This window comes from Pseudoalteromonas sp. NH0006-46 (assembly GCF_057547735.1).
The window spans coordinates 1-25,749 of sequence record NZ_BAAJML010000016.1 but is presented as its reverse complement, the minus strand read 5'-3'; the positions used below and the strand labels follow the sequence as shown (position 1 = coordinate 25,749).

Here is a 25,749-nt window from a genome sequence, read left to right as displayed (position 1 = left end):
CAGGAGTAATGGCCGAGAACAACTAAATAACTAGTTTTTTGCCAAGCTATCAACACGTTTACCTATCCTCAAAATAGATCACTAAATAAGCGGATTGGTATTATTTAAATTAATTCGATCTTTTTATGAACTTAATTCAAAACAGAGCGTCTACTATTATGCTTGTTGATTAATTGCAGTTAATACAAGCTTTCATGTTGATTCCCCCTGTTGTGTTACTTATTTAGTAATGGTTGAGCCAGTTCACGTTGAACTGGCTTTTTTTATGGCTAATTTTTAGCATTTAATGGTTTATGAGCCAAAGATCAGTTTATTTAGAATAATTTGATCTTTTTATGAACTTAATTCAAAACAGAGCGTCTACTATTATGCTTGTTGATTAATTGCAGTTAATACAAGTTTTCATGTTGATTCCCCCTGTTGTGTTACTTATTTAGTAATGGTTGAGCCAGTTCACTTTGAACTGGCTTTTTTTATGGCTGTTATTTACTACCCCCTACTTCTGTCCAAACTTATTCGTTATGATGGCATGTCTATAAATTTTATAAGTTTATTTTATGATTACTCAAATACTCACCCAAATTGATTGGGTAAGCACTGCAGCAGGGTTTACTGCAGGTATTGTGCTTTATAGTGTTATTGCCGTTTTGCCTCGCAAAAAATTAAAAAAAACAATTAACGAGCAGCAACAGCAACTTTCTTTATTACAAAGTCAGTTCGATAACAAAGAAGAGCAGCTTAGCGCCTTACAAGATGAACACGAGCTGCTTGAACATAGCCATCAAGAACAGCGTGACGAGGCGCAGCATTTTAAAACGCGTTGCAGTGAGCAAGAAAAACAAAGCATGCAATATAATCAGTTTTGGCAAAAAGCCGAAACCGAATTAACTCAGCTACGTGCGCAATATAATAATCGAGACATAGAGCTCAATAATATGCGAACCACGCTAGAGCAAAAGCAGCAAAACTTTACTGAGCAGCTAGCGCAAATAGAGCAAAGTAAAAACGTGCTTAAAAAAGAGTTTGAAAACTTAGCCAATAAAATACTCGATGAAAAAACCCAAAGCTTTAAAGTGACCAACCAAGAAAGTATTGAACAACTGTTAAAACCTGTTCAAGGCGAGTTAAAAGGCTTTAGAGATAAAATGGAGTCGATTCATGTTGAAGATTTAAAACAACGAGCTCAGTTAAAAACAGAGCTTTTACACTTACAAGCCAAAAGCCAATCCATCACCGAGCAAGCTGATAAACTAAGCAATGCGCTGCAAGGGCAAAAGAAAACCCAAGGTAACTGGGGAGAGCTAATGCTTGAAAACGTACTCGATAGCGCAGGCCTTCGCGCCGGTACTGATTACAAGCGTGAAGTGTCGTTTAATACCGAAGACGGCCGCTTACGTCCCGATGTTGTTGTGTACTTACCACAAGGTCGTCATTTAGTGATTGACGCAAAAACATCCCTTAATGCCTACACCCGTTATGTAAATGCTGAAAATGAACTGGATGCTAATCAAGCTATTAAAGAGCATGTAAATGCAGTTACAGCGCGTATTAACGAGCTAGCAAGCAAATCATACGACCGTTTGCCAGGGCTCAACTCGCCAGAAGTTGTGATTATGTTTGTACCAATAGAGTCTGCGTTTGTAGAAGCGCTTAAATATCAAAGCGATATTTACCAACAAGCGATAGAAAAAAATATACTGGTTGCCACACCTACAACGCTGTTAACGAGTTTAAATATTGTAAAACAGCTTTGGCGTTTTGAAGAGCAAACCAAATATTCAAAAGAGCTTGCAAACCGTGCCGAACGTTTTTACAACAAATTAAACGGCTTTTTACTGAGTATGGAAGGGGTTGGTAAACAGCTAGACCGAGCAAAAGAAAGCTACGACAAGGCTTTTTCGCAGCTTTACCGAGGCAAAGGTAACTTAATTAAACAAGCCGCTGAATTTAAAGAGCTTGGTGTATCTGTTCAAAAAGAGTTGCCTAACGAGAGCGTAGAGCGAGCACAGCTAGAGTTAGACTAGCCCTACTGGTTTGATTGGTGATAGCGCTTATAAACTGTAAGCGCTATTTATCAAACTTTGCTTTAATCGAGCAGTACCCTCAATTACTAGGCTTAAACACAAAAGTAAAACGCAATAAAAAGGAATAACGTAAATGAACGCTAAATTTATTATTTTTGCTTTAAGCTTATCAAGCTTTTTTACAAACGCCTCAAATGAAAAAACGTATCAACCAATTCAAGCTGACTATAGTGAAGGTGAAAAGTGGGTATGGAAATATAAAGGGGTAACACCTAGCAATGAAATACGTGAACAGGGCACGGACACTAAGCAAATAGTCAGCAAAAGTGGCACTCTAGGTATGTTAACGGGTAAAGGAATTACCTCTTTAAAGGTATTAACAAAGCCTAATAACAGCACAACGGCGCGTTATTATTGGCCGTTATATGTGGGTAAAACATGGGTGTTTGAAGAGCACTGGGAAAGCGAAGATGGCACTAAGGGCTCAACAATTCAAAACGCTAAAGTTATCTCATATAAAGATGAAACAGTAGAAGCTGGCACATATAAAGCTTATACCATTGAGTACACAGGTAAAATTACTAACTCAAGAGGCTACTCAGCCGACACACAAGATATTCACTTATATGCACCTAAATTAAAAACATTCATTAAGTTAACTCAACGCCAAAAAGGGTATTTATACGTTGAAGAGCTAATTGAATATACCAATTAATAATTCATTTTTTCAAATAGCTGCAATATCCAAAAATATAAGTGACATTAAAATGGTCGTACAACTAAAAAATGCAGTTCCTTCTGTAGCCGAGAAAATTTATAACGTTTTTCAGAGTGCTTATAAAGTAGAGGCCCTTTTAATAAAGGCTTCACATTTTCCACCTCTTAGCAGAATGCAGCACGATATTGTGCGCAGCAACGCATTATTTTATGGTTTTTATTGTGAAAGTACCCTAGCTGGAGTTATAGAAATTAAAGTAAAAAATAAGTGCTTAAGTATCGAAAGTTTAACTGTGCATCCAAGCTACTTTAAAAAAGGAATAGCGGGTAAGTTAATTGCTCATGCGCTTAAATCGCATACGTATAACAAAGCGGTAGTAGAAACTGCTGTCGCAAATACGCCAGCAATTAATTTATATAAAAAACATGGCTTTTCTGAATATAAACAATGGTTGCCGGCACATGGTATTTTAAAAACGGCGATGCTACTTGAACTTAACTAACAAAGTACATGATTGAGTTATCTACTTTAATTAACAAACCGGATAGGCAGAAAACATGACAAAAAATAAACTAATCAAATTTGGTTTTATTATGGCTGCAGGCATGAATATAGGCGGTGTTTTACTTTTCTCTCGATTTTTTACAAATCCTGTAATAAATGAACTAGACCCTGTTGTTATGTCTAACTTTGGCTTGTTAATGATCGTTATATGGGGCTTAGCATATTTAGCTAGCGCTTTTATTACCTCAAATATAAAGTGGCTTGCCGGCGCGTTTGTTATTGAAAAACTGGTTTATGTTGTGACTTGGTTATTATGGTTAGCAAACAACAAGCTAAGTAATGTATATGATAAAGATTTATTCGCAGGTATTTTTTACAGTATTTACGGTATAAACGACTTTGTGTTTATGATGTTTTTTGCTTGGGTATTTCTACTTAATAATAAAAACGGCTAACCGTTAAAACTGGCCCTCATTCAATAAATCACTCATTTGTTTCTGTGTTAAACATTGTCCATTTGACCAGCTTGAATTTAATTGCGTAATTAAGCTACCAATGCGCTGCGATTTTTTTTGCAGCTGAGTTATCAGTGTATTCGCTTCGTTTTGCTTTAGTTGCAAGCGCTCAATAACAACCGTGTGATCTAGGTCGTTTTCTGGTGTTTTTAACGTCGGTATTTCCTCTAACGAAAACCCTAAACTTTGTGCAAACTTAATCATTTTTATTTGCTCAATGCTTGAATGTTCGTATTGCCTGTAGCCATTACTATTGCGGCTGCTTTTCGGTAACAAACCTTTACTTTCGTAATAACGAATTGTACTAGGGGCAACGCCAACGAGTTTTGCAAGTTCACTTATTTTCATAGTGGTCCTATTTAACCTGAACTCTGGATAATAAACCTATATCTAGCAGCTATTTTCAACGCTAACTGCGTTGAATTTACTTGCAATAGGCCAGCTATTGATGCGTAAATTCGCCCTGTTTTCATTGAAAATCTCTGGCTAGAAAAAATCAATTTTAATATCACCTTTATGCAATATATTAGTAAGTCTCTTAACCATAGTTCAGGTTAATTAATTTATAAATACTGCCTTGACCTTAAAGCTAACTTTAAAGTTATAGTGGCGATAATGTCAATTTAATTGGTTTGTAACATGCCAGAAAATCAACAAGGTGTCGTCTTTTCACCTATTACTTTACCTAGCGGTTTAGTTTTAAAAAATAGGCTAGTAAAAGCGGCCATGGAAGAAAACCTAGCTGAAGCCGATCTTACACCATCGCAAGTACTTAAAAATTGTTACAGCGCATGGGCACAAGGCGGGGTTGGTTTAGTGATCACCGGTAACGTTATGGTTGATCACTTAGCTATGACAGGCCCAGGTGGCCTGGCGCTTGAGCAGCACACTGATATTACATCGTTTGCTGAGCTTGCGCGATTATCAAAGCAAAATGAATGTAAAGTTATTATGCAAATTAACCACCCAGGCCGCCAAGTATTTAAAAAAATGGGTGGGAAAGTGCTGTCAGCCTCTAACGTGCCACTAAACATGGGAAAACACTCTCATCTATTTGGCCAACCTAAAGCAATGACACACAACGAAATTAATGATGTTGTTGAGCGATTTACAAATACGGCATTACAAGTACAAAAGGCAGGGTTCGACGGCGTGCAAATACATGCGGCTCATGGTTACTTATTAGCCCAGTTTTTATCGCCTTTAACCAACAAGCGTGATGATAAATACGGTGGTAGCCTTGAAAATCGAGCGCGTTTATTAACCGAAATAACTCAAAAAATTAAGGCTAGTTGCGCAAGTAACTTTTCGGTATCGGTTAAACTAAATTCTGCTGATTTTCAGCGCGGTGGATTTGAACCTAGCGACGCCCAAGCTGTGGTAACCCTGTTAAGTAACTTAAATATAGATTTTGTTGAGCTTTCGGGCGGTAGTTACGAAGCACCTGCCATGCAAGGTAAAACGGCCGATGAACGCACACTCGCTCGTGAGGCGTATTTTTTAGAATTTGCCAAAGCAATTAGCGAGCAATCAAGCATTCCTATTATGACTACGGGTGGTATAAGCCGCTTAGGTGTAGCAAGTGCGGTTGTTAGCTCAGGAGTGGCGCTTGTAGGGATGGCAACTGCATGTGCATATTACCCTTCTCTGGCCAAAATTTGGCAAACAAAGCCAAATTTTATTGCATCACTACCTGTTGTTACTCTAAAAGACAAAACCCTAGCAGGCCTAGCCACTATGGTATTAGTAAAAAGGCAAATTCGCCGCATGGGTCAAGGCAAACCTGCAAAAATAAATGCATCAGCGGTATTTACTTTAATTGGCGACCAAATTAGAGCCATAAAATTAACAAAGCGCTATAAAAAACGTTTTATTGAAAAATAGTCCTTATAACCGCCGTTGTTGTCTCTATTAATTAAGTTTATTAATTGTTAAAAATACGCTAAAGTTTAATTAGCATATTTATATGATAATAACTAATGAAAGGAAAACAGAATGCGGCTTAAAGGTTATCTAAAAAAGCTTCTATGCTTTTGGGGACTTCATTTATTAATAATTAGCTTGCCAGGCCTTGCAACAGAACAGCAAGCAGCGCAGGCATGGCAAGATCCAAGTATATTTAGAGTCAATAAACTCCCACCCCGCGCGTTCTATTACCCTACAGCAACCGAGCAAAACGCATTTACAATGGAGCCTTGGCAGCTAGATAACTATAAATTACTAAATGGGCAGTGGAAGTTTAACTGGGTTGACTCTCCTAGTAGAAAACCAGATGGATTTGAAAAAGTAACCTACAATGACGCAAGCTGGGATGAAATAGCTGTCCCTGCCAATTGGGAGCTAAATGGTTACGGTTCTCCTTTTTATCACTCTCACTACTGTTTAATACCTAATACTGAGCAAATTGAGCTACCGCGTTACTATAATCCTGTTGGCTCATACCGAAAAATAATTAACATTGACGAAAGCTGGAATAACAAACAAATCCTTATTCATTTTGGGGCGGTAAAGTCGGCGTTTTATATTTATGTAAATGGTCAGCAAGTTGGTTATTCAGAAGACTCTAAAACTGCCGCTGAATTTGATATTACGCCATACGTTTCTAAAGGCGAAAATACCCTAGCACTACAAGTTTACCGTTATTCAACAGGGTCTTACTTTGAATGCCAAGATATGTGGCGTATGAGTGGCATTGAGCGCGATGTATATTTATATGCTGCGCCAAAAGTGCGTATAAGTGATTTTGAAGCCAATACCACTTTGATAGATAATTACACAAACGGCGAGCTAACGCTAACCACAACAGTACAAAACCACACTAAGCAAACCCACGCTAACTTTGACTTGCTCGTTTCACTGCTAGACGCAAACGATCGGATAATTAGTACTAAAACGTTGTCAGTTCCTAAAATAAAAGAGCAACAAAGTACGCAAGTTAAAGCAGTGTTTAAAGTCAATGATGTACTGCCCTGGAGTGCTGAAGTTCCTAATCTTTATAAATTAAAAATAGGCTTACGCAATAGTAATGAACAGGTGGTTGAGTGGATCGGAAAATCAATAGGTTTTAGAAGCAGTGAGCTAAAAAATGGCAATATTTTAGTTAACGGCAAACCGGTTTTATTTAAAGGTGTAAATAGGCACGAGCACGACCCTGTAACAGGGCACGTGGTTTCTAAAGAGTCTATGGAAAAAGACGTAGCATTAATGAAAGCCTTTAATATTAATGCAGTACGTATGGCTCATTACCCGCAAGATCCATACATATATCATCTTGCAGACAAATATGGCTTATACGTTATGGATGAAGCTAACATTGAGTCACATGGAATGGGAGCTGCAAACCAAGGTAAGTACGACCCCTCGGCACACTTGGTAAATAAGCTTAGCTGGCAAAATGCATACATAGATCGCATTTCAAACATGTATCACCGTTCTAAAAATAACCCATCGGTTGTTATGCGCTCACTGGGTAATGAATCGGGCGATGGTATTAATTTAGAGGCGTCGTACGACTGGCTAAAGCGTCAAGCCCCAGGATTTCCAGTCGTATCTGAACAAGCACAGTTAAGACGCCACACCGACGTATACGGCCAAATGTATGCGCCAATTCATTCGGCTGTTCGCTATGCGAAAACGAAGCATGACGTATCAAGGCCCATGATCTTAATTGAATACGAACACGCAATGGGTAATTCGCTAGGTAACCTTGAAGAATATTGGCAGGCCTTTGAAAAATACTCACAGTTACAAGGTGGTTTTATTTGGGATTGGGTCGATCAAACTTTTACCATGAAAAACAGTAAAGGTGAGCTTTTTTGGGCATATGGTGGCGACTTAGAGCCACCATTTGCGGTAAGCGCAAAAAGCTTTGCTGCGAATGGGTTAGTTTACGCCGACAGAACGCCTTACCCTTATTTGTTGGAAGTTAAACAGGTACAGCAAAACATCGACTTTGAGTTAACGAGCAAAGCTCCTTACGAAATAAACGTAATTAACAAACATTTTTTTGCCGACCTGTCTGACTTTACTTTGTCATGGCAGCTAATGGCCAACGGTGTTGAAGTCGAGCAAGGTGCTAACCTTGGTATTAATGCCAAACCACAAACATCTCAGCGTGTTAGTTTGCCAATTAAAACAAAACTAGGAGCAGGCATTGAATATTTTTTAAATGTACAAGCCGTTCTCAAAAACGCTAAAAATACATTGCCAACGGGTCATGTAGTTGCATCAGAACAACTAGCATTAACAGGCTTTGCACTGACTATTAATACAAAATCAGCCTCGTTAAAAGTAAAGGATTCTGAAAATTCTTTAGCTTTTTCTACTAAAAACGCTCAATTTACGTTTAACAAAAAAACAGGCTTATTGAATGAAATTAATGTCTTTAGAAAGCCATTACTAGCCAATAGTGTAGACCAACCTGTGCAGCCTAACTTTTGGCGTGCGCCTACCGATAATGATTTACCACAAAAGGGATATGGTGACTCGTTTGCTGTGTGGCAACACGCGGGATCAAATACAACACTGACTAGTTTTAGTAGTAAAAAAGTATCCTCAACACAATACAAAGTCGAAACAGAGCACACATTAAATAACGTTGAAAGTCGGTACTTCACAACTTACACAATAAATGGCAATGGCGTAGTTGATGTAGATGTTTACTTTTATGCTGCACCTCATAATTCGTACTCAGCCTTACCCAGATTAGGTATGCAGTTTGTTGTGAATGAGAACTTTAAAAACGTACAGTGGTATGGCCGAGGGCCTCACGAAAACTACGACGATCGTAAGTCATCGGCTTTTGTTGGCTTATATCAGTCTGACGTTGACTCTTTACGTGTACCGTATGTTCGCCCGCAAGAAAACGGTCACAAAACGGATGTACGGTACGTTACGTTTTATAATGATAAAGGAATTGGTGTTAAGTTCTCTGGCGATCCTTTAATTGGCTTTAATGCATCTTTCTACGATATGCACGACTACGATAAGAGTACTGAACAAGTTAATCGGCGCAATATGCACCCATCAGATTTAACCAAAGCCCCGTACATTTTTGTAAATATAGATTACAAGCAGCGTGGTGTAGGTGGAACGGATTCGTGGGGTAGTAAACCCTTGTACGAATATGAGCTCCCATGGTTAGACTACAAATACAGCTATAAAATTGAAGCTGTTAAGTTAAACGCTAAAAAATAGCTATACATAAAGCTTTAAATGACTACCCTAAGCCCGCTTTTTCCCCTTAAATAGTGGGCTTTTTTTATGTAAAACATGCTAATTTAAACGTTTGAAATAGAAGGAACGTTAATGAACATAGGTATTTATATATATGATGATGCTGAAGTACTCGACTTTTCAGGCCCATTTGAAGTATTTAGTACTGCTCAACGTTTAGCTAAAAACGAGTGGAATATATTTTTAGTCGCGCAACATATTCAGCCGGTCAATGCGCGAGGCGGCTTTAGTGTAAACCCCCATTACAGTTTTGCTGATCATCCTGCCATTGATTTATTGTTAGTGGTTGGCGGTGTTCACAATAATGAGCTCACTAAAGCCGCTGTTATTGATTGGATAAAACGTACAGCCCAGTCAGCTCCGGTAGTAGCATCGGTTTGTACCGGGGCATTTTTATTAGCAAAAGCAGAGCTATTAAATGGTAAAAATGTAACAACCCATTGGGAAGATATAAACGAGCTAGCCGCTTTGTTCCCTTTACTCAATGTAATGAGTAATAAGCGCTGGGTAAAGCATGATAAATTTACAACCTCCGCGGGTATTTCGGCAGGTATCGATATGAGCTTACATTTAGTGGCTGAGCATATAAGCCCTGAACTTGCAGAGCTAACAGCAAAACAAATGCAGTACACCTGGCACAAAAGTATTTAATCACCTTTAACAACCTATTGTAAAAAAAGAAGTTTACTGATTAGCAAAAATAATACGGCTTAAATGTACCTATTATGCGATAAGCATACTGATATAAAGCAAAAAAGTTTGCTAAATTAAGGTTGGTTAATACAAGTATGTATTGCTAAATCAACTTATTGCAAAACTCATAAAATAATAGCAGTAAGTAAATATCACTTTAGGGATTCACATGACATTACTTAAAACCTCGGCACTTGCTTTTTCTATATTAGCGGGGCTGTCTTTATCTGGCTGTTCTATGACTCAAAATACTCCATCTACCTTGGCCTCTGCTGAAATAGTCACGTCACTTTCACTCGCGCAAATTTATAAAGATAAAGAATTTAAAACCCAGCGTAGCACTTACTTTAAGTGGCTAGATGATGGCACCGGCTACACCGTACTTGAAGAGCGCGAAAGCGAAAAAGAAAAAGCAGACGACAGCAACACCGATGACGAAAAAGAGCACGGCGTAAAAGGTAACGACATTGTATTTTACAATGCTGACGGCACAGGCCGTAAAGTACTGGTTGAGTTTGAAAAGCTACTGCCAGAGGCCTCAGACGAGCCATTTGCAATAGAAAGCTACCAGTGGTCAAAAGACGGTAAATGGCTGATGGTATTTACCAACAGCGAGCAAGTTTGGCGTTCGCGCAGCCGCGGGGATTTTTGGTTACTTAACCTTGAGACTAACCAATTACAGCAATTAGGTGGTAAAGACGTTGAGCCAACTAAGTTAATGTTTGCTAAGTTCTCGCCAGATAGCTCAAAAGTGGCTTACGTACGTGATAACAATATTTATATGCAAGCGGTTGGTAGTAACGATGTAACCGCGCTCACAACCGATGGTAACGCCACTATTGTTAACGGTAATTTTGATTGGGTATACGAAGAAGAATTCACTATTGCCGATGGTTTTCGTTGGAGCCCCGACAACAAATCAATCGCCTATTGGCAGCTTGATACCAGTGACGTTAAATTTTTCACTATGATCAACAACACCGACGAACTGTACCCTACCCTTAAAAAGTTCCCTTATCCTAAGGCCGGTGAAACCAACTCTGCCGTGCGTGTTGGTGTGGTAAGCCTTAGTGATAAACAAACCCGCTGGGCTGAGCTTGAAGGCGATAACCGCGACCGTTATATTCCGCGTATTAGTTGGGCGGGCACCGGTAATGAATTAATGATCCAAGATTTAAACCGTCCACAAAGCCATAACAAAGTGTGGTTGTTTGATTGGCAAAAGCAGCAACTGACCAAAATTTTAGAAGACAAAGACGATGCGTTTATTGAATGGTTTTATAAAGCAAACTGGTCAAAAGACGGTGAGTTTTTTATTTGGCACAGTGAGCGCGACGGTTGGCGTCATCTTTATCGTGTATCGCGCGATGGCAAAACTATTATCGACCTAACCCCAGGCGATTACGACATTATTGATATGCTGAGCATCAATGAAGACAAAAACGTAATGTATTTTATTGCCTCGCCAAACGATCCTGGTCAACGTTATTTATACAGCACACCGCTTGATGGCAGCAGCAAACCGGTACGGGTCACACCTGCTGAGTTTGAAGGTTCAAACAGCTATTACATGTCAAAAGATGCCTCATGGGCAATGCATACTTACTCAAAGTTTGGTATGCCACCGACTAAAGAGATCATTAAAGTGAGCGATCACAGTAATGTAAAAACCTTAGTTGAAAATACAAAGCTTAAACAAAAACTGGCTGAACAAAGCTTACCAAAGCATGCGTTTTTTAAAGTAAACGCGCAAGATGGCACTGAGCTTGACGGCTACATTATGTTCCCAGAAAACATGGATAAAAGTAAAAAATATCCGATTGTGTTTTACGTATACGGCGAACCATGGGGCTCAACCGTGCAAGACCGCTGGGAAGGTAATAGCTACTTATATAAATCACTGTTAACGCAAAAAGGTTTTATTGTGGCATCGGTTGATAACCGTGGCACACGTGCACCAAAAGGCCGCGATTGGCGCAAATCGATTTATAAAAAAATTGGCTCAATTACCGTACAAGACCAAGTAGACGCCCTAGATGCCATGGCAAAACGTTGGGATGTAATAGACACAGACCGCGTTGGCGTATGGGGACACTCTGGGGGCGGTAGTTCAACCCTTAACTTATTATTCCGCCATGGTGATAAATTTAAAGTAGGCATTGCTTCAGCACCCGTGCCAGACATTCGTTTATACGACACCATTTACCAAGAGCGTTATGCGGGCAACCCAAATACCGATCCTGAGAGTTACGATAACACCTCGCCGATTACCTTTGCTAAAAACCTAACCGGTAAGCTATTGCTTATTCACGGCACAGGCGATGATAACGTGCATTACCAAGGCTCAGAACGCTTAATTGACGAGCTTGTAAAGCATAACAAGCAGTTTGAGTTTTTCTCATACCCTAACCGCTCACACAGCCTACGTGAAGGCAAAGGCACCACCTTGCATTACCATACTATGATGGCTGACTTTTTTGAAAAGCACTTACTAAATCAATAGCTTGATTAGTTAGTTTAGAGACTAAAAAGCCACGCACTAACAATAGTGGGTGGCTTTTTTAATCAAAGTGTAACGGGGGTTTACAGTCTGTAGGTTGGATAGAGTGCAACGAAACCCGACAATAATAAAAAATGACTTATACACTCAATGTCATCTAAAATAGCCAAGGCTCACCATGTTATTAGCCAGTTTTCAATTTCGATAACATCATCACGATCAAACACCATTAAACTTGAATGAGAGCGAGCATTAAAAGTTATTTTTTTTACTAACTCATTTTGTATAGATGAAAAGTAAGCTGGGGGGGATAGAGAGTCAACATCTGAGTTAATTAACAATACAGGCTTTTTAGTCTCAGTTAATTTAGGCAATAAATTTGTTTCTTGAATGGTTACTCCTGCCTCAAACATTGCTTGGTTAACAATATTATCAATCTCGCTATGAAAAAAATGACTAAGCAAAGGCGATTTATAAGGTAAGTACTCCTTAGCTGCAACCTCAAAACTCATCATTGGGGCAAGTAAAATAGCAGCGTCAACATATTCTGATGATAATAAGTTACTTGCAGTAAGTGCTCCCATAGAATGGCCGACTACAACAGTCTGGTTATTTGTTTGATTTAAAAGTGGTTCAGCAAGCAGTTCATTTAAAATGCCGTGCTCTTTTGTTGCAAATACAAATGCTTCAGTTGACTCACCATGGCCAAAAAGATCTGGAATAATAACGTTCATACCAAGCGCTCTAAAATAGATAGCTGAAGCCATCATTGCTTCCTTACTGCCCCCATAGCCATGAAGTAATAAAGCAGTGCCTTCAAAACGATTAAATGTATCTGGTGTCATTCTGTGTGAAATTGTATTTTCTACATTATTACCAGTTGCATGAAGGTTGTAATAAATAGAACTCTCTTGCGAAAATTCGGCTGCCTGATAAGGTTCAGCAGTCAGATATGTAATGCATTGAGTGGTACTAAAAGAGCAAAATTTTTGTTTTTTAAAGCCAATGTCGCTAGGTTTTGCTTTTATAAACTGTGCTTCAGAAAGATAGATACCGGGGTTTGACATGACGTAACTGCCAATTGAAGTGCAGCCAGACAAAGAAAATATATAAAGTGTAACTGCTAATAGTTTGGTGAAATTTTCCATTTTCGCTTCATTAGTTAAACTTGAACATCAACACTTTAATTAAGCAGATAAAGTCCTATGAGGTGGAGGAGGTTTTAGCCGTTAGTTAGGCATTTTTTTTTATTTCAAAGTACCTTAACAGTATCTTCTATCCACCTCAATTTTCTCAAGTAAATAAATCTGTTTGGCATTAGGTAGACACTTGCTTATTAATCAAAACCCAAATTTAGTGCTTAGTTACGACTTTGAGTTACTTTTTTATCTAAGTTCTATGGATTTAGGGGCTGAAATTTCACTCTATTTTTAATCAAAATGGTGCGGGGGTATACAACTGAGGTCAAAGGAACAAGGTCAAAGATTTTTAGTTCCGGTAAGTTAGGTAGAGTGTAACGAAACCCAACAAGGGAAAGGCGGCTTCGCTCAATAGCAATGCGCTAAAGGCTCAATGGTAATAATTGAATCGTTTAAAACTAAACATAGCTTGGAATTAGAGAGGCATTAAAAAAGTAGCATCCTTGCTACTACAAGTGCGATATTAAGAGCTTGGTTGCGAAGGTTGATACTTATTAACGAGAATGTGTTGTAAATTTTTAAGTGCCCGCTTTATTGCTTGCAGCATACTTCTTCCCTTTGTATTTACATTAATACTGGGTAGCCCAGGCAAAAGAATATTAATTTTACATTGCTGCAAAGTGCCGTGGCGCTCACTCGAAAGATCATTTATCTGAATCTCTACTTTACGAATATTTAAAGCATGTTTTGCCAATTGGCTTTTTATCAACTTCAAAAGCGACATCTTTTCACTTGCGTTAATTATCTTGTTTTTAACTGTAAGTTTTAGCTTCATGCAATGACACCTTTTAATAGTAACTATGTTGCAGGCATGACTGTAATCTACTAACTTAGTGCCAAAGGAAAAAGCTGATTATTTCTTACTTTAAAACAGGTATTTTCGAATGATTACCAACATCAACTACAATCACTTATATTATTTTTGGCAAGTAAGTAAGCACGGCAGTATTGCTGCGGCGAGTAAAATACTTAATTTAACGCCGCAAACGGTCAGCTCGCAAATTACTAACTTAGAGCAACGATTAGGAAAACCACTGTTTGTTCGCCAAGGGCGAGGCCTGCAGTTAACGGAGTTTGGCCATGTAACCCAGCAATACACCAATGATATGTTTGCTATTGCCCATGAATGGCTAGAAACTACGCAAGGTGATACCACGCACTATTCACGAACGTTAAAGGTGGGTATTTCAGATGTGTTACCCAAATCACTGGTGTCGAAGTGGCTAGCGCCTTTAATAAATAACGACCGTATAACCAACTTACACTGTATTGATGGCCAACAAGATGAACTGCTGGCACAAATGGCGATTCATAAGCTCGATTTAGTGTTAGCCGATAAACCACTCGATACCACTTTGCCCTTTAAGGCGTTTTGCCATGAAATAGGTAAAAGCCAAATAGCTCTTTTTGGTAACGAAACATGGCATTCGCAATTACATAAGCAGTTTCCGCAGTCTTTAAACAACAAGCCTTTAGTGCTCCCCGCAAAAGAAAGCCCCGTCGCACGTGCTATTTATTATTGGCTACAAGAACACCAGATTGAAATGACAATAGCAGGCCATGTTGATGACAGCGCATTAATGAAATCGCTTGGCGAGCAAGGGTTTGGTATATTCCCCGCGCCAATTTTAGTAAGAGCCGAAGTAGAGCGTCATTACGACGTTAATTACATTGGTACAATTAATAATGTTTATCAGCATTATTATGCCTTTACGCCCGACAGGCTCATTAAAGACAGTATTTATGATGAATTTATAAAGCACGCTCAAACAACGTAAGCTTATCGCTATTCGTCATGTACATATCAATTGGCTTAATTAAGAGCTCTATTTTTAAATACAAAATGGTATTTATAACAAAGTAAAAACTTTGTCGTTTAGCTTTATATTAAACTTTCAACGCGGGTCATGCGATGATTAAGTCATTAAATTTATTAAGTTTTATAACTAAGCAGACTTGCCAGCACCAACCCTAAGCACGTTCTAAAAGTATTGAATATTATTCAGGTTTTATATGAATAAACCGCATGGCTTGTTATTTAAAATAGAAATCCAGATGGCTAAAATGCATTTTGCCTCTTATCATTTATCAATCAGTGCTGTTAATTAACTTAAGCGTGAATCTGGCTCATGTTTTACCTGAAATAATACCGTTTTTCTTCATGCTACATAGCGCGTATAAATTTATTAACTCTGCAAAGCACCATTACAGTTATCCCGTTAGTTTGGTTTTAACAGCGAGTAATGTGTCATTGATAAAAGCAGTAACAACTCAAATTGAAAGGATACGGCTATGAGCACTGATCTTACATTTACTATTAAAAGCACTAACTTGGATGAAAACTATCATCCGTCAAATAACACACGAATTACGACAAATTTCGCTAATTTAGCTAGGGGTGAAAGCCGCCAACAAAACCTGCGTAATACCCTAAAAATGATCAACAATCGTTTTAATGCACTGGCCAGTTGGGATAACCCACAAGGGGATCGTTACGAGATTGAGCTCGAGATCATTTCGGTTGATTTAGATATTGCAGGCAGTGGCCAGGCATTTCCGTCAATTGAGGTATTAAAAACCAATATTATTGACCGTCAAACCAACGAGCGAATTGAGGGCATGGTGGGTAATAACTTTTCATCGTATGTGCGCGACTACGACTTTAGCGTGTTACTACTTGAGCATAACAAAAGCAAACCGCAATTTAGCATTCCCGATAACTTTGGTGACTTACACGGCAAGTTGTTTAAATGCTTTGTAAACTCAAATACCTATAAACAGCACTTTAAAAAGCCACCGGTTATTTGTTTAAGCGTGTCTGATAACAAAACCTATCAGCAAACCGAAAACTTACACCCTATTTTAGGCGTAGAGTATCAGCCTAATGAGTCGTCGTTAACAGAGCAATACTTTAAAAAAATGGGCTTACAAGTGCGCTACTTTATGCCACCTAATAGCGTTGCGCCGTTAGCGTTTTACTTTTTTGGTGACCTACTTAACGACTACAGCAACCTTGAACTAATTAGCACCATTAGCACCATGGAAACGTTTCAAAAAATTTATCGTCCAGAAATTTATAACGCCAACGCCGCCGCTGGTAGCCGTTATAAACCGAATTTAAAAAATGACGACCATTCGTTAACGCAAATTGTGTATGACCGCGCAGAGCGAGGTCAATTAGCGGTAGAGCAAGGTAAATTTACTGAGCAGCATTTTATTAAGCCTTATCAGTCAGTGCTGCAGCAGTTCTCGGCAAGTATCGCTTAATCACACAACAAAATTAAAGGCAGCATTTATTATGAAAAAACCATTACCTACATCATCAGCAGGCAGCTTGCCAAAACCGTCATGGCTTGCTGAGCCCGAAACCTTATGGTCACCGTGGAAATTACAAGGCAGTGAGCTGGTTGATGGCAAACACGACGCCCTGCGTATTTCCCTGCACGAGCAACAAACTGCAGGCGTAGATATAGTCAGCGATGGCGAACAAACTCGCCAGCACTTTGTAACCACCTTTATTGAACACTTATATGGCGTTGATTTTGAAAACCGTAAAACAGTTAAAATTCGCGACCGTTACGACGCCAGCGTACCCACAGTGGTTGGCCCTGTGTCTCGTACTAAATCGGTATTTGTTGAAGACGCCAAGTTTTTACGCCAGCAAACCAGCCAACCAATTAAATGGGCACTGCCTGGGCCAATGACCATGATCGACACCCTGTATGACGATCACTATAAAAGCCGTGAAAAACTAGCATGGGAATTTGCTAAAATACTCAACCAAGAAGCCAAAGAGCTAGAAGCCGCTGGGGTTGATATAATTCAATTTGATGAACCCGCTTTTAACGTGTTTTTTGACGAGGTGAACGACTGGGGCATAGCCTGCCTAGAGCGAGCTATAGAAGGGTTAAAATGCGAAACCGCCGTGCATATTTGCTACGGCTACGGCATTAAAGCCAACACCGATTGGAAGAAAACCCTCGGCACCGAGTGGCGACAATACGAAGAGGTATTCCCTAAGCTGCAAAAATCGAATATTGATATTATTTCGCTCGAATGCCAAAACTCACATGTACCTATAGAGTTATTAGAACTCGTACGCGGTAAAAAAATAATGGTGGGCGCAATCGATGTAGCCACCAATACTATAGAAACACCCGAAGAGGTGGCAAACACCCTACGCGAAGCACTTAAATACGTTGATGCCGACAAACTCTACCCCTGCACCAACTGCGGCATGGCCCCCCTGCCCCGCGACATCGCAAACGGCAAACTTAACGCCCTAAGCAAAGGCGCAGAGCTAGTACGTAACGAGTTATTAGCAGCGAATGTCGCTTAATTTTTAGTTACAGTTGCTGAAAAAAGCCACGTCTTAAAAATGTTGAGGAGTGGCTTTTTTAATCAAAATGTAACGGGGGTTTACACAGCAAGGTTAAAGGCAAAAGGTGCTAGGTGAAAGGTTTAAGTTCGTTGAGTTAGTTGGGTTGAGTGCAACAAACCCAGCAAAAGTAATCAAACCTAACTGACCGCTAGGTATCATCTATTAAGTGGAAAGTGCCCCATTTACAGAGAATGGCAACGCACGCTTAAGTGTTATGCTCGTACTTCAAAGCGATCACCGTGACTTGGTGGAGCAGATGTCACGACAAAATGCAGATCTGTTTGAGAACGATTACTTAACTGATGCGGTGTGTTATTTGGCACATGGAATCCATGATTCTCTTTTAGCTCAAAAGTTTCACCATTTACTTCCAATGTGGCACAACCAGATAAAACAAAGAAAAACTGTTCTGATTCCTTATGTAGATGACGCGCCTCACTACAACCTGGAGGTACTCGTTCTTGGATTACACTGAGATTCTTAGACTTTACCAAATGCCAACCATCGCACTGCTCGCCCCACTGATAATGTTCTGCATTTTCTTTAGATACTGTTGTCAAAGTTCCTCCTAGAACATAACGAGGCTGTAGAATAAGTCCAACAGCCAAAACGGTTAAAAAAACTAGCTCCTGTAATCGACCCTAAGCACTTTTACGGCATCAGGTAATACATTTGGAACCCATGAAACGGGCTGTTTTTCTTTAAAAAGATTAACTCTAAAGTCTCAACGCCCGCTTAACGAGCAAGTAATGCTTGGCTATACTTTGGCGTAATGCGATAAGCCAAGCGCTATTTGCCACGTTGAAGCGATTGTTAGGATACTTTGCACTTGTAACGAATAAAATATAAACCTATAATAATTTTAAGCGGTTTTACCGTGAGGTGTCAGGCAAAGGTACATAAAACTTAAAATATAAAAAGCTATCAAACTAAAAAATACTAAAACTTAAAATATAAAAAGCTAACCAAACTAAAAAATACTAAAACTTAAAATATAAAAAGCTAATCAAATTAAAAATACTAAAACTTAAAATATAAAAAGCTAATCAAATTAAAAATACTAAAACTTAAAATATAAAAAGTTAATCAAATTAAAAATATCAAAACTTAATCACCTAGAAGCCTGATAGTCACTAACTCCATTTGAGGCGTTGACTATGAAAATAAGTTTTAGTATTACCGCAGCATTCAGTGCTTGGTTTCTAAAATTAGAGTTTGGTTTAAATAAAGCCAAACAAGATAAGAAAGAGATAGAAGAATAAAACACAAAGCCTGCAATATACCGCAGGCTTTTTTTGTACCCTAACGCCGCATTCACTGCGCGAGCGAAGCGAATCCGGTGCAATGCTTTGTTATAGGGCTGATTCTGTTCTCTGCATGTATCAAGATCAGCCTAAAAAAGTTTATTGACTTCAATGAACATCTTCTCAAAACGGCTTAAAGTTTCTTTCGAGAAAAAGTCTGCGGCACACCCCATGCCCAGCAAGGTCTGCGAAGGCTTGTAGTGATTAAAATCCTTGCCACCAAGAACAGCTTTTAACTGAAGTAAAATAGTTTGCTTCTTATCGTCCAGATCGGCAACAGAGATAACTCCATAGTCGGGCAAGGCCTTTCCAAATATCTGAAGATACTCTGACTTTTCAAAAAGGTCTTCAATGTCGGCTTTTTCGTAGTCATCACCTGCGAACTCATCAAAGAACCTGACATGTTTATCTTTAATGATTTTCGATTGAATTAGGCCATCAAGCCTTTGGGCTCCTTTTGCATTATTGAAAGAATCCAACAAGCAAGATATTTTCAGGTTTGAACCACGAAGCAAAGAAATAAATGAAACCACTTTATCCAAACCGCCTACTGGAACAATTGTTACATCATTCCGTAATCCTTGGCGCCCATCACTTTCCAATAAGCTAGACATGAACGTCAAATAGTTTAGATCGGATGGGCCTTCAACAAGAAGATTGTTTTTAGATACAAATAGATTTTGCGCAATATCATAACCAAGTGCTGCTTGCAGCGGGAATAGCGTATCAGGATCTTTTTCCTGTATGGCATCTGAAATAATACTGCCAGAATCAGAGTCATAAACAGTTCTTACTCTATGTAACGCATCTGACTCAACCATAAATGGCGAATGGGTTGAGTATACTATCTGGTAATCATCGGAAAGATCATTGATAAAACGTAACAAGTCAGCTTGAGCGGATGCATGCAGGTTTAAACCTGGCTCATCTAATAAAAGAATAAAGTTATTATCTTTGTCATCCTGAATTTTACTGAACCAGACTATAAATGAAAAAAACCAATTAAAACCCTTACTTCTGTTCTTGAGTGGCAACGATATTCTGTGCCTGTTATTTCTGACACGTATATCTAAGATTTTTTCTGGCTGTTGATTTTGTCTTGTAACAGAGTCGATTTTGAACTCTATTGCGAGATTACTATTTGTTGACCAGTACTCAAAAATAGTGTCTGTTATTTCGTTAGAAGTAGCTTCTAATTCAGCAATGAATGACTCAAAGCTAGATGAAGTTGCCAGCTCATCTATATCAATAACAGCAAGCTCGAATAGCGCCTTTGCTGTTTCCAGTTGATGTTTCGTTAACTCGCCAGTTGGTGCGTTTTTTCGAATCGATTCTATGCTTACTCTTGATGGAAGCTCATGGTACTCGTCAAAGTACCAGAACCTCGGAATACGAGGATTCAAATATTTTTTTATTATATAGGCATCTATTAGGTTCGTTTCCCAATCAAAAGCTTCTTTGACTATATTTTCGTTAATATGAGAAATAACTTTCTTTAGCTCTTCATCTTCTCCTGCATCATGGTCTACTACCGCTTTCACTGTGCCTAGTTTCAACAAGTAGTCTTTAATCTCATTTTCAAACCCTAGTTTACTTTGTAAGTTTTCAATAAATTTTTCTTCATTGGATTTTATATGATACCAAACTCGGCCAGATTTATACTTGACTTCAACCTTGAATTGTTCAGTAGCGAGAACGTCTTTGCCTAAATCCGAATTGATTTCATCAATTGTTTCTTCGTCAATTTTGAAAGTGCAAGTTATTACTACCGCATCTTCTTCCGATCGTTGATACTTTTTCAGCTCATTTCTGGGATAGTCTCTAACTTCATCGAACTTGAACTCATCATCATCGGTAAAGTAATTGAACTTTGCCAGCGCCTCAAGGAATGCAGTCTTTCCGCTTTCGTTCTTACCAACAAGAGTAGTTACTTCATCCTCAAGTTTCACAACTTGTTCATTGGTATAGCTCTTGTATTTATTAATTTTCGCTTCCGTTAAAATGAACACAGCTTTCTCCAATTTTTTCGATGTTTATATTTTAGACAGTAGTACCTTGAAAAACGCCGAAACTGGCTTTTCCTATAACAATTTAATAGTGCGCTCATCGCGCATATTTCTGCCGATTTAACGCTCATTTGCCTACTTTATATAGTTTTAGCAAATAACCTAAAGTATTACTATTATTAAGTTTTCTAAAATCTTAAGTAAAGTATATGCGCGCAGCGCTCATTTTCATGTATATACGCGCAAAGAGCTGTTTGACGAATTGATATAACTATTATATTTATCCAATCTCAATGTTCAGTCTTTGCTCAAATTTGACTGCTCACAAGCCTATCCCGAAAAGGTAGGCTAATAAACCCTACTTTTAGCTATTACGTACTTTGATTGCTGCTCAGAACTTATAAACTCAACAGCCCTTCTACCCACTCTAAAACTATGCGTGTATCTCTGGTTTGAAAGCGCTGCTTATTAGGTATGTAGTAGCAAAAGTCAGATTCAACTACGTGGGTATTAAAGTTTTTAAGTAACTCGGTATTTAATAATCGTTGTACTAGCGTGGTTGAGCAAAAAACCAGTCCTGAGTCTGCCATAGCTTCTTGAATACCAAATAGCTCTTGGTCAAATGTTTTAATACTAAATAAAGCAGGATCTAAGTTGTTTTGAGTAAGCCATTGTTTAATTGGAGGCTCACTCAGCGCATTGTTTTTCCATTTAGTGGTATAGAGCGTAACTGGGCCATTTTGCCATGGGATATTCGCGGCTTTGTATGATCCAAACAGGTTAAATTGTTCGGTTTTAATAATATCATCTGCGTTTATATTGCGCTGCTGGCCAAAGCGAATCGGTAAGGTGTGTAATTGCTTATCAACGGCTTCACTGGTTGATATATCGACTTCAAGGTTGGGCTGACTTTTTGATAGCTCCTGTAATGCGGGTATTAAACGCAGTGCGGCCAGTGATGACGTAGTGGTTATTTTAACGGCGGTGCCTTTAGCTTGTACGGTAGCTAGCGCTTGATTAATAAGGTTAAAGCCGTTGCTTGTTGCTTCACTTAAATATTCACCTGTGGGGGTAAGAGTGATTTTTCTAACTTGGCGGTAAAATAAATCGACGTTTAAACGGTTTTCAAGGTTATTTATATGATGCGAAATCGCGGTTGGCGTGAGCGATAGTTCATCCGCGGCGGCTTTAAAACTGCCTAAACGCGCCGCAGCTTCAAAGGCTTTGAGTGCTTGTAGTGATACTTGCATGGGGGATTATTCACACCAAATAGAATTAACTTATAGATGAGTATAACTTATTTATAGTTAAGGTTTACTCGTTTGTGAAATATGCCTGTTAGTAAGATGATTAACCTACATTTACTAATAGGATAAACAGTATGACTACCCTACTTCACGTTGATGCAAGCGTAAGAGCTGTTAAAAACGACAACCCAGATCACGATTCAATCTCTAAAAATATTGCTAAGCATTTTATTGATAGCTTTGCAAAGCGCCAAGCTATAGATGAGTATTTTTATCGTGATGTTGGTGTGAATCCTCCGTTTTTTATTACCCAAGACTGGATAGGCGCAGTATTTACACCTGATGATAAAAAGACCGCTGAGCAACATCAGTTACTGGCCTTGTCAGACACATTAATCGCTGAAATTGCCGCTGCCGATATTATTGTGATTTCCTCGCCTATGTATAACTACGGTATGCCCGCACAGTTAAAAGCATGGTTTGATCAAGTGATACGTATAAACCAAACTTTTGATTTCGATCTTTCCCGTGGGGATTTCCCACTGCAGCCTTTGCTGGACGGTAAAATATTAGTTGTGATCACCTCAACCGGTGAGTTTGGTTTTGAGCAAGGTGGCATACGTGAGCATATGAGCCATTTAGTGCCGCACTTACGTACGTTGAGTAAATATTTAGGCGTGAGCACCATTCATGAAATTGCCTCAGAATATCAAGAGTTTGCCGATGTACGCCATCAACTATCGCTCGATAATGCTTATAGCCAAGCAGCAGTTCTAGGGGGGCAGTTAAGTAATCAATAATATAAAAATACCGCATTTACCTTGCGGTATTTTTTAACGAAACCGCTGCCTGTTTACAGTGTTGAGATGAAAAGCTGAGGCTGAAAAGATGACCATAATAAGCTTTTATTGTCAGCTAGGTGTTTATACCCTACAAATAGTTTAGGTTCCTCCTTGATGTTATTTTAATATTTACTTTTTATACTTCTAAACCTCATTTAGCCCTTGCATATATAACTGACTAAGCTGAGTAACAGAGATTTCTGGCGTTGCTGAGTTTTTTGATGGTTGCTGAGTAAATATTTGCTTAGCCACTTGTCGTCCAATTTGCTGTGCGGTTGTGGTTTTATTTATTCGCGTTTCATAAAATCGCTTTAAAACGGTTTCGAGCTGCTCACCTTTATTAAGTATTTGAGACAAATGCCATGCATCTTCAAGTGCTTGGCTGGCGCCTTGTCCAGATGTAGGTAATGGGGCGTGGGCTGCGTCACCGATAATCAGTAAATTTTCATTATGCCAATATGGAAGTGGATCTAAATCATGTACAAATAGCTGCTTTATGCTGTTTTGTTCGCTGTAATTAAATACTGTTTGGATTTTTTCAGGCCAGTTTTTAAAGCGCAAACGCATTTCATTATACCAATCGTCTATTTGTTTGGTTTTGTCTATTTTACTTGGCCAAGCAGCAGCCCAATAACAAAAATTATTTGCCACAGGCACTATGCCAAATCGTTCTGTTTTGTTGCGGTAGTCGTGAATGCTTTGGTTAAATGCAGCTAAGTCCATTTTGCTAATGCCAATGATGTTGATGAAGCCCTGATATTTGGGAAGTACAGTATTGGGGTAAAGAAGTTCGCGAGCTGCTGAATGCATACGCCCATCGCAGCCTATCACTAGGTCAAATTGTTTTTTTAGTTGATGAATATCCTCAGTATTTATAGAGCGATTAAAATGAATTGTCGCGCTCAGGCTTTTGAGCTCGCGAGCTAAAATACTTATTAAATCTCGGCGCAAAATAGTGATCGTGGGAAAGCCGCTTGTTGAATTAAGTGCTTTAATATCAAACTCAGCGTGTTGTGTATCAGCGCGGCTAAATTGGCGCATAAAGCTTGGCTGACCACCTAGTTGGCTAAACTTATTGATTAAACCCATTTGCTTTATTACAAACATAGCGTTTGGCCACAGGGTAACCCCTGCGCCTATTGAGGAAAAATGACTATTCCTTTCGTATATGGTCACCTTTATGCCTTGTTTTCTTGCAAAAATAGCGAATGCTAAACCTGCAACCCCGGCCCCAATAAATAGCTATATGATTAACCTTACTCATTTGCTTATTCCATATTGTTGAAAGACACAATGATTATTTCAAAATCATTTATTGGGATAAATGTGCTACTGTTGGTTTGTTAATCCCATATTGTGAGGTAATAGTGCTAGAGAATATTGATATGCAATGGCTGTTGAGCTTTCAAAAAGTATACGAGCAGCTAAGTTTTAAGCGAGCAGCAGAGCAACGCCAATTGCCAACCTCTAACATTAGCCGACATGTTGCTTTATTAGAGCAAGCCTTAAATATTCGATTATTAGAGCGCACAACTCGTAAAATGACAGCAACAGCGGCAGGAGAGCAGCTTTATCATAGCTTATCTCCGCTTATTATGGCGATGGGTGATGCGCTGAAAGAAGTTCACCAAGTGGGTGATTCGATAGCTGGGCATCTTAAAATAATTACACCTGATCTCCCTTTCATGGCTGAAGCTATAGCTGATTTTTGCCACAAGCACCCTAGAATCAAACTGAGTTGCGATACTCAGCTCAACCCTGCAGAAGGATTACCTGAGGGGTTTGATTTAGTACTGCGCTTTAGTCGTGGGTCATTAGAAGATTCTGGCTGGGTTGCTAAAGAGTTGCTGCGTTGGCCAAGTTATGTGGTGGCTGCACCCAGTTTACTTGAAAAGTACCCTACTCCAGAATCAATAGATAAACTGAGTAAGTCTCCCTGTATTACTAGTTTATCTGTATTACAAGGAATGCCTTGGCGATTCAAAAAAGCAGGGGCTATTAGTGTCGTATCCAGCTATAAGGTAAACAGCGGGCAAATGGCAAAAGCTGCAGCACTAAAAGGATTAGGATTTGCAATACTCCCCTTGAACGCTTGCCTTACGGAGTTAGAGCAAGGCGATTTGGTTAAAATTAACTTGCCTGATGAGCCCGAGGATTTAGTTTTGCATGCACTTTATTCTGGTCGAAAATACCCTTTAGTGAAAGTAACCGCTTTTTTGGATCATTTGCAGAGTAACTACTGCCAGCTGTTCATATAAAGACATACCCTTTCTAAACTCTCCTCCAAAAGAAACAAAAGAACCACTTTACCTTGCGGTATTTTTAACCAAACCGTAACGGGGGTTTACAGAAACCAAAGGGGTCAAGAAACCAAAGGGGTCAAGAAACCAAAGGGGTCAAGAAACCAAAGGGGTCAAGAAACCAAAGGGGTCAAGAAACCAAAGGGGTCAAGAAACCAAAGGGGTCCAAGAAAGCAAAGGGGTCCAAGAAAGCAAAGGGGTCAAATCTTGACTTCAGACATCAAATTTATTCGCCAACCAGTTTTTCTTATTTTAACTTTACAACCAAAGGGTCAAACAAA

The 25,749-nt window shown here is 39.0% G+C and carries 20 protein-coding genes; 13 read left to right on the top strand and 7 right to left on the bottom strand.

All coding sequences use genetic code 11. The features are described from left to right. Nucleotides 1–557: 557 nt before the first annotated feature. The 4 genes from AC27I2_RS19155 to AC27I2_RS19140 all read left to right on the top strand — a co-directional run bounded on the left by AC27I2_RS19155 (nucleotide 558) and on the right by AC27I2_RS19140 (nucleotide 3,701). A complete protein-coding gene (locus AC27I2_RS19155) occupies nucleotides 558–2,024 on the top strand; it encodes a DNA recombination protein RmuC (protein WP_487205194.1) in 1,467 nt (488 codons plus the stop codon). Nucleotides 2,025–2,157: 133 nt separating this feature from the next. Then, nucleotides 2,158–2,739 carry a hypothetical protein gene (locus AC27I2_RS19150; protein WP_487205193.1) on the top strand — a complete coding sequence of 194 codons (582 nt, stop codon included), beginning with the start codon at nucleotides 2,158–2,160 and terminating at the stop codon, nucleotides 2,737–2,739. A gap of 52 nt (nucleotides 2,740–2,791) precedes the next feature. Continuing rightward, nucleotides 2,792–3,244: a GNAT family N-acetyltransferase gene (locus AC27I2_RS19145; RefSeq protein ID WP_487205192.1), complete on the top strand. Its 453-nt coding sequence runs from the start codon at nucleotides 2,792–2,794 to the stop codon at nucleotides 3,242–3,244. Between the two features lie 55 nt (nucleotides 3,245–3,299). Further along, entirely contained in the window at nucleotides 3,300–3,701 is a 402-nt protein-coding gene (locus tag AC27I2_RS19140) for a hypothetical protein (RefSeq protein WP_219423535.1), read from the top strand. 3 nt (nucleotides 3,702–3,704) lie between these two features. Here AC27I2_RS19140 and AC27I2_RS19135 read toward each other — a convergent pair whose 3' ends face one another. Next, the gene (locus AC27I2_RS19135; protein ID WP_219423536.1) at nucleotides 3,705–4,109 is read right to left on the bottom strand and encodes a MerR family transcriptional regulator; all 405 of its coding nucleotides are present in this window, start codon (nucleotides 4,107–4,109) and stop codon (nucleotides 3,705–3,707) included. Between the two features lie 291 nt (nucleotides 4,110–4,400). On the opposite strand from AC27I2_RS19135, the gene AC27I2_RS19130 reads away from it, so the two are divergent. The 4 genes from AC27I2_RS19130 (at nucleotide 4,401) to AC27I2_RS19115 (ending at nucleotide 12,192) form a co-directional block, all read left to right on the top strand. After that, nucleotides 4,401–5,645, top strand: coding sequence for an NADH:flavin oxidoreductase/NADH oxidase family protein (locus AC27I2_RS19130; RefSeq protein WP_487205191.1), 1,245 nt, complete (start codon nucleotides 4,401–4,403; stop codon nucleotides 5,643–5,645). Between the two features lie 111 nt (nucleotides 5,646–5,756). Continuing rightward, complete coding sequence (locus AC27I2_RS19125; RefSeq protein WP_487205190.1) at nucleotides 5,757–8,957, top strand: glycoside hydrolase family 2 TIM barrel-domain containing protein; 3,201 nt, start codon at nucleotides 5,757–5,759, stop codon at nucleotides 8,955–8,957. A gap of 111 nt (nucleotides 8,958–9,068) precedes the next feature. Next, complete coding sequence (locus AC27I2_RS19120; RefSeq protein ID WP_487205189.1) at nucleotides 9,069–9,647, top strand: DJ-1/PfpI family protein; 579 nt, start codon at nucleotides 9,069–9,071, stop codon at nucleotides 9,645–9,647. 211 nt (nucleotides 9,648–9,858) lie between these two features. Next, entirely contained in the window at nucleotides 9,859–12,192 is a 2,334-nt protein-coding gene (locus AC27I2_RS19115) for a S9 family peptidase (RefSeq protein ID WP_487205188.1), read from the top strand. 170 nt (nucleotides 12,193–12,362) lie between these two features. On the opposite strand, the gene AC27I2_RS19110 is transcribed toward AC27I2_RS19115, so the two are convergent. Both AC27I2_RS19110 and AC27I2_RS19105 read right to left on the bottom strand, forming a co-directional pair. Further along, nucleotides 12,363–13,337 (bottom strand): alpha/beta hydrolase, encoded by a 975-nt coding sequence (locus AC27I2_RS19110; protein WP_487205187.1) that lies wholly within the window; start codon nucleotides 13,335–13,337, stop codon nucleotides 12,363–12,365. A gap of 514 nt (nucleotides 13,338–13,851) precedes the next feature. Continuing rightward, complete coding sequence (locus AC27I2_RS19105; RefSeq protein WP_198522557.1) at nucleotides 13,852–14,163, bottom strand: hypothetical protein; 312 nt, start codon at nucleotides 14,161–14,163, stop codon at nucleotides 13,852–13,854. Between the two features lie 109 nt (nucleotides 14,164–14,272). Here AC27I2_RS19105 and nhaR point away from each other — a divergent pair, with 109 nt between their 5' ends. From nhaR to AC27I2_RS19090, 3 genes are all read left to right on the top strand, one after another. Continuing rightward, nucleotides 14,273–15,166 (top strand): transcriptional activator NhaR, encoded by an 894-nt coding sequence (gene nhaR, locus AC27I2_RS19100; RefSeq protein WP_487205186.1) that lies wholly within the window; start codon nucleotides 14,273–14,275, stop codon nucleotides 15,164–15,166. A gap of 514 nt (nucleotides 15,167–15,680) precedes the next feature. Beyond that, on the top strand, nucleotides 15,681–16,655 hold the full coding sequence (locus AC27I2_RS19095; RefSeq protein ID WP_055012671.1) for a DUF1852 domain-containing protein: 975 nt from the start codon (nucleotides 15,681–15,683) through the stop codon (nucleotides 16,653–16,655). A 31-nt stretch (nucleotides 16,656–16,686) separates the two neighbouring features. Further along, nucleotides 16,687–17,727: a methionine synthase gene (locus AC27I2_RS19090; protein ID WP_487205185.1), complete on the top strand. Its 1,041-nt coding sequence runs from the start codon at nucleotides 16,687–16,689 to the stop codon at nucleotides 17,725–17,727. A gap of 254 nt (nucleotides 17,728–17,981) precedes the next feature. On the opposite strand, the gene AC27I2_RS19085 is transcribed toward AC27I2_RS19090, so the two are convergent. From AC27I2_RS19085 to AC27I2_RS19075, 3 genes are all read right to left on the bottom strand, one after another. Further along, nucleotides 17,982–18,329: a cupin domain-containing protein gene (locus AC27I2_RS19085; RefSeq protein WP_487205184.1), complete on the bottom strand. Its 348-nt coding sequence runs from the start codon at nucleotides 18,327–18,329 to the stop codon at nucleotides 17,982–17,984. A gap of 833 nt (nucleotides 18,330–19,162) precedes the next feature. Beyond that, nucleotides 19,163–21,082: an ATP-dependent nuclease gene (locus AC27I2_RS19080; RefSeq protein ID WP_487205183.1), complete on the bottom strand. Its 1,920-nt coding sequence runs from the start codon at nucleotides 21,080–21,082 to the stop codon at nucleotides 19,163–19,165. A 395-nt stretch (nucleotides 21,083–21,477) separates the two neighbouring features. Then, complete coding sequence (locus AC27I2_RS19075) at nucleotides 21,478–22,329, bottom strand: LysR family transcriptional regulator (RefSeq protein ID WP_487205182.1); 852 nt, start codon at nucleotides 22,327–22,329, stop codon at nucleotides 21,478–21,480. Between the two features lie 131 nt (nucleotides 22,330–22,460). On the opposite strand from AC27I2_RS19075, the gene AC27I2_RS19070 reads away from it, so the two are divergent. After that, nucleotides 22,461–23,126 (top strand): FMN-dependent NADH-azoreductase, encoded by a 666-nt coding sequence (locus AC27I2_RS19070; RefSeq protein ID WP_487205181.1) that lies wholly within the window; start codon nucleotides 22,461–22,463, stop codon nucleotides 23,124–23,126. A 186-nt stretch (nucleotides 23,127–23,312) separates the two neighbouring features. On the opposite strand, the gene AC27I2_RS19065 is transcribed toward AC27I2_RS19070, so the two are convergent. Continuing rightward, nucleotides 23,313–24,371, bottom strand: a complete 1,059-nt coding sequence (locus AC27I2_RS19065) for an FAD-dependent monooxygenase (protein ID WP_487205208.1) — start codon at nucleotides 24,369–24,371, stop codon at nucleotides 23,313–23,315. Nucleotides 24,372–24,535: 164 nt separating this feature from the next. Between AC27I2_RS19065 and AC27I2_RS19060 the strand changes: the two genes are divergently transcribed. After that, nucleotides 24,536–25,426, top strand: coding sequence for a LysR family transcriptional regulator (locus AC27I2_RS19060; protein ID WP_487205180.1), 891 nt, complete (start codon nucleotides 24,536–24,538; stop codon nucleotides 25,424–25,426). Nucleotides 25,427–25,749: the final 323 nt, after the last annotated feature.

Coding starts and splice junctions, on each gene's coding strand:
- AC27I2_RS19155 (WP_487205194.1), top strand. CDS start 558: ATGATTACTCAAATACTCACCCAAATTGATTGGGTAAGCACTGCAGCA.
- AC27I2_RS19150 (WP_487205193.1), top strand. CDS start 2,158: ATGAACGCTAAATTTATTATTTTTGCTTTAAGCTTATCAAGCTTTTTT.
- AC27I2_RS19145 (WP_487205192.1), top strand. CDS start 2,792: ATGGTCGTACAACTAAAAAATGCAGTTCCTTCTGTAGCCGAGAAAATT.
- AC27I2_RS19140 (WP_219423535.1), top strand. CDS start 3,300: ATGACAAAAAATAAACTAATCAAATTTGGTTTTATTATGGCTGCAGGC.
- AC27I2_RS19135 (WP_219423536.1), bottom strand. CDS start 4,109: ATGAAAATAAGTGAACTTGCAAAACTCGTTGGCGTTGCCCCTAGTACA.
- AC27I2_RS19130 (WP_487205191.1), top strand. CDS start 4,401: ATGCCAGAAAATCAACAAGGTGTCGTCTTTTCACCTATTACTTTACCT.
- AC27I2_RS19125 (WP_487205190.1), top strand. CDS start 5,757: ATGCGGCTTAAAGGTTATCTAAAAAAGCTTCTATGCTTTTGGGGACTT.
- AC27I2_RS19120 (WP_487205189.1), top strand. CDS start 9,069: ATGAACATAGGTATTTATATATATGATGATGCTGAAGTACTCGACTTT.
- AC27I2_RS19115 (WP_487205188.1), top strand. CDS start 9,859: ATGACATTACTTAAAACCTCGGCACTTGCTTTTTCTATATTAGCGGGG.
- AC27I2_RS19110 (WP_487205187.1), bottom strand. CDS start 13,337: ATGGAAAATTTCACCAAACTATTAGCAGTTACACTTTATATATTTTCT.
- AC27I2_RS19105 (WP_198522557.1), bottom strand. CDS start 14,163: ATGAAGCTAAAACTTACAGTTAAAAACAAGATAATTAACGCAAGTGAA.
- nhaR (WP_487205186.1), top strand. CDS start 14,273: ATGATTACCAACATCAACTACAATCACTTATATTATTTTTGGCAAGTA.
- AC27I2_RS19095 (WP_055012671.1), top strand. CDS start 15,681: ATGAGCACTGATCTTACATTTACTATTAAAAGCACTAACTTGGATGAA.
- AC27I2_RS19090 (WP_487205185.1), top strand. CDS start 16,687: ATGAAAAAACCATTACCTACATCATCAGCAGGCAGCTTGCCAAAACCG.
- AC27I2_RS19075 (WP_487205182.1), bottom strand. CDS start 22,329: ATGCAAGTATCACTACAAGCACTCAAAGCCTTTGAAGCTGCGGCGCGT.
- AC27I2_RS19070 (WP_487205181.1), top strand. CDS start 22,461: ATGACTACCCTACTTCACGTTGATGCAAGCGTAAGAGCTGTTAAAAAC.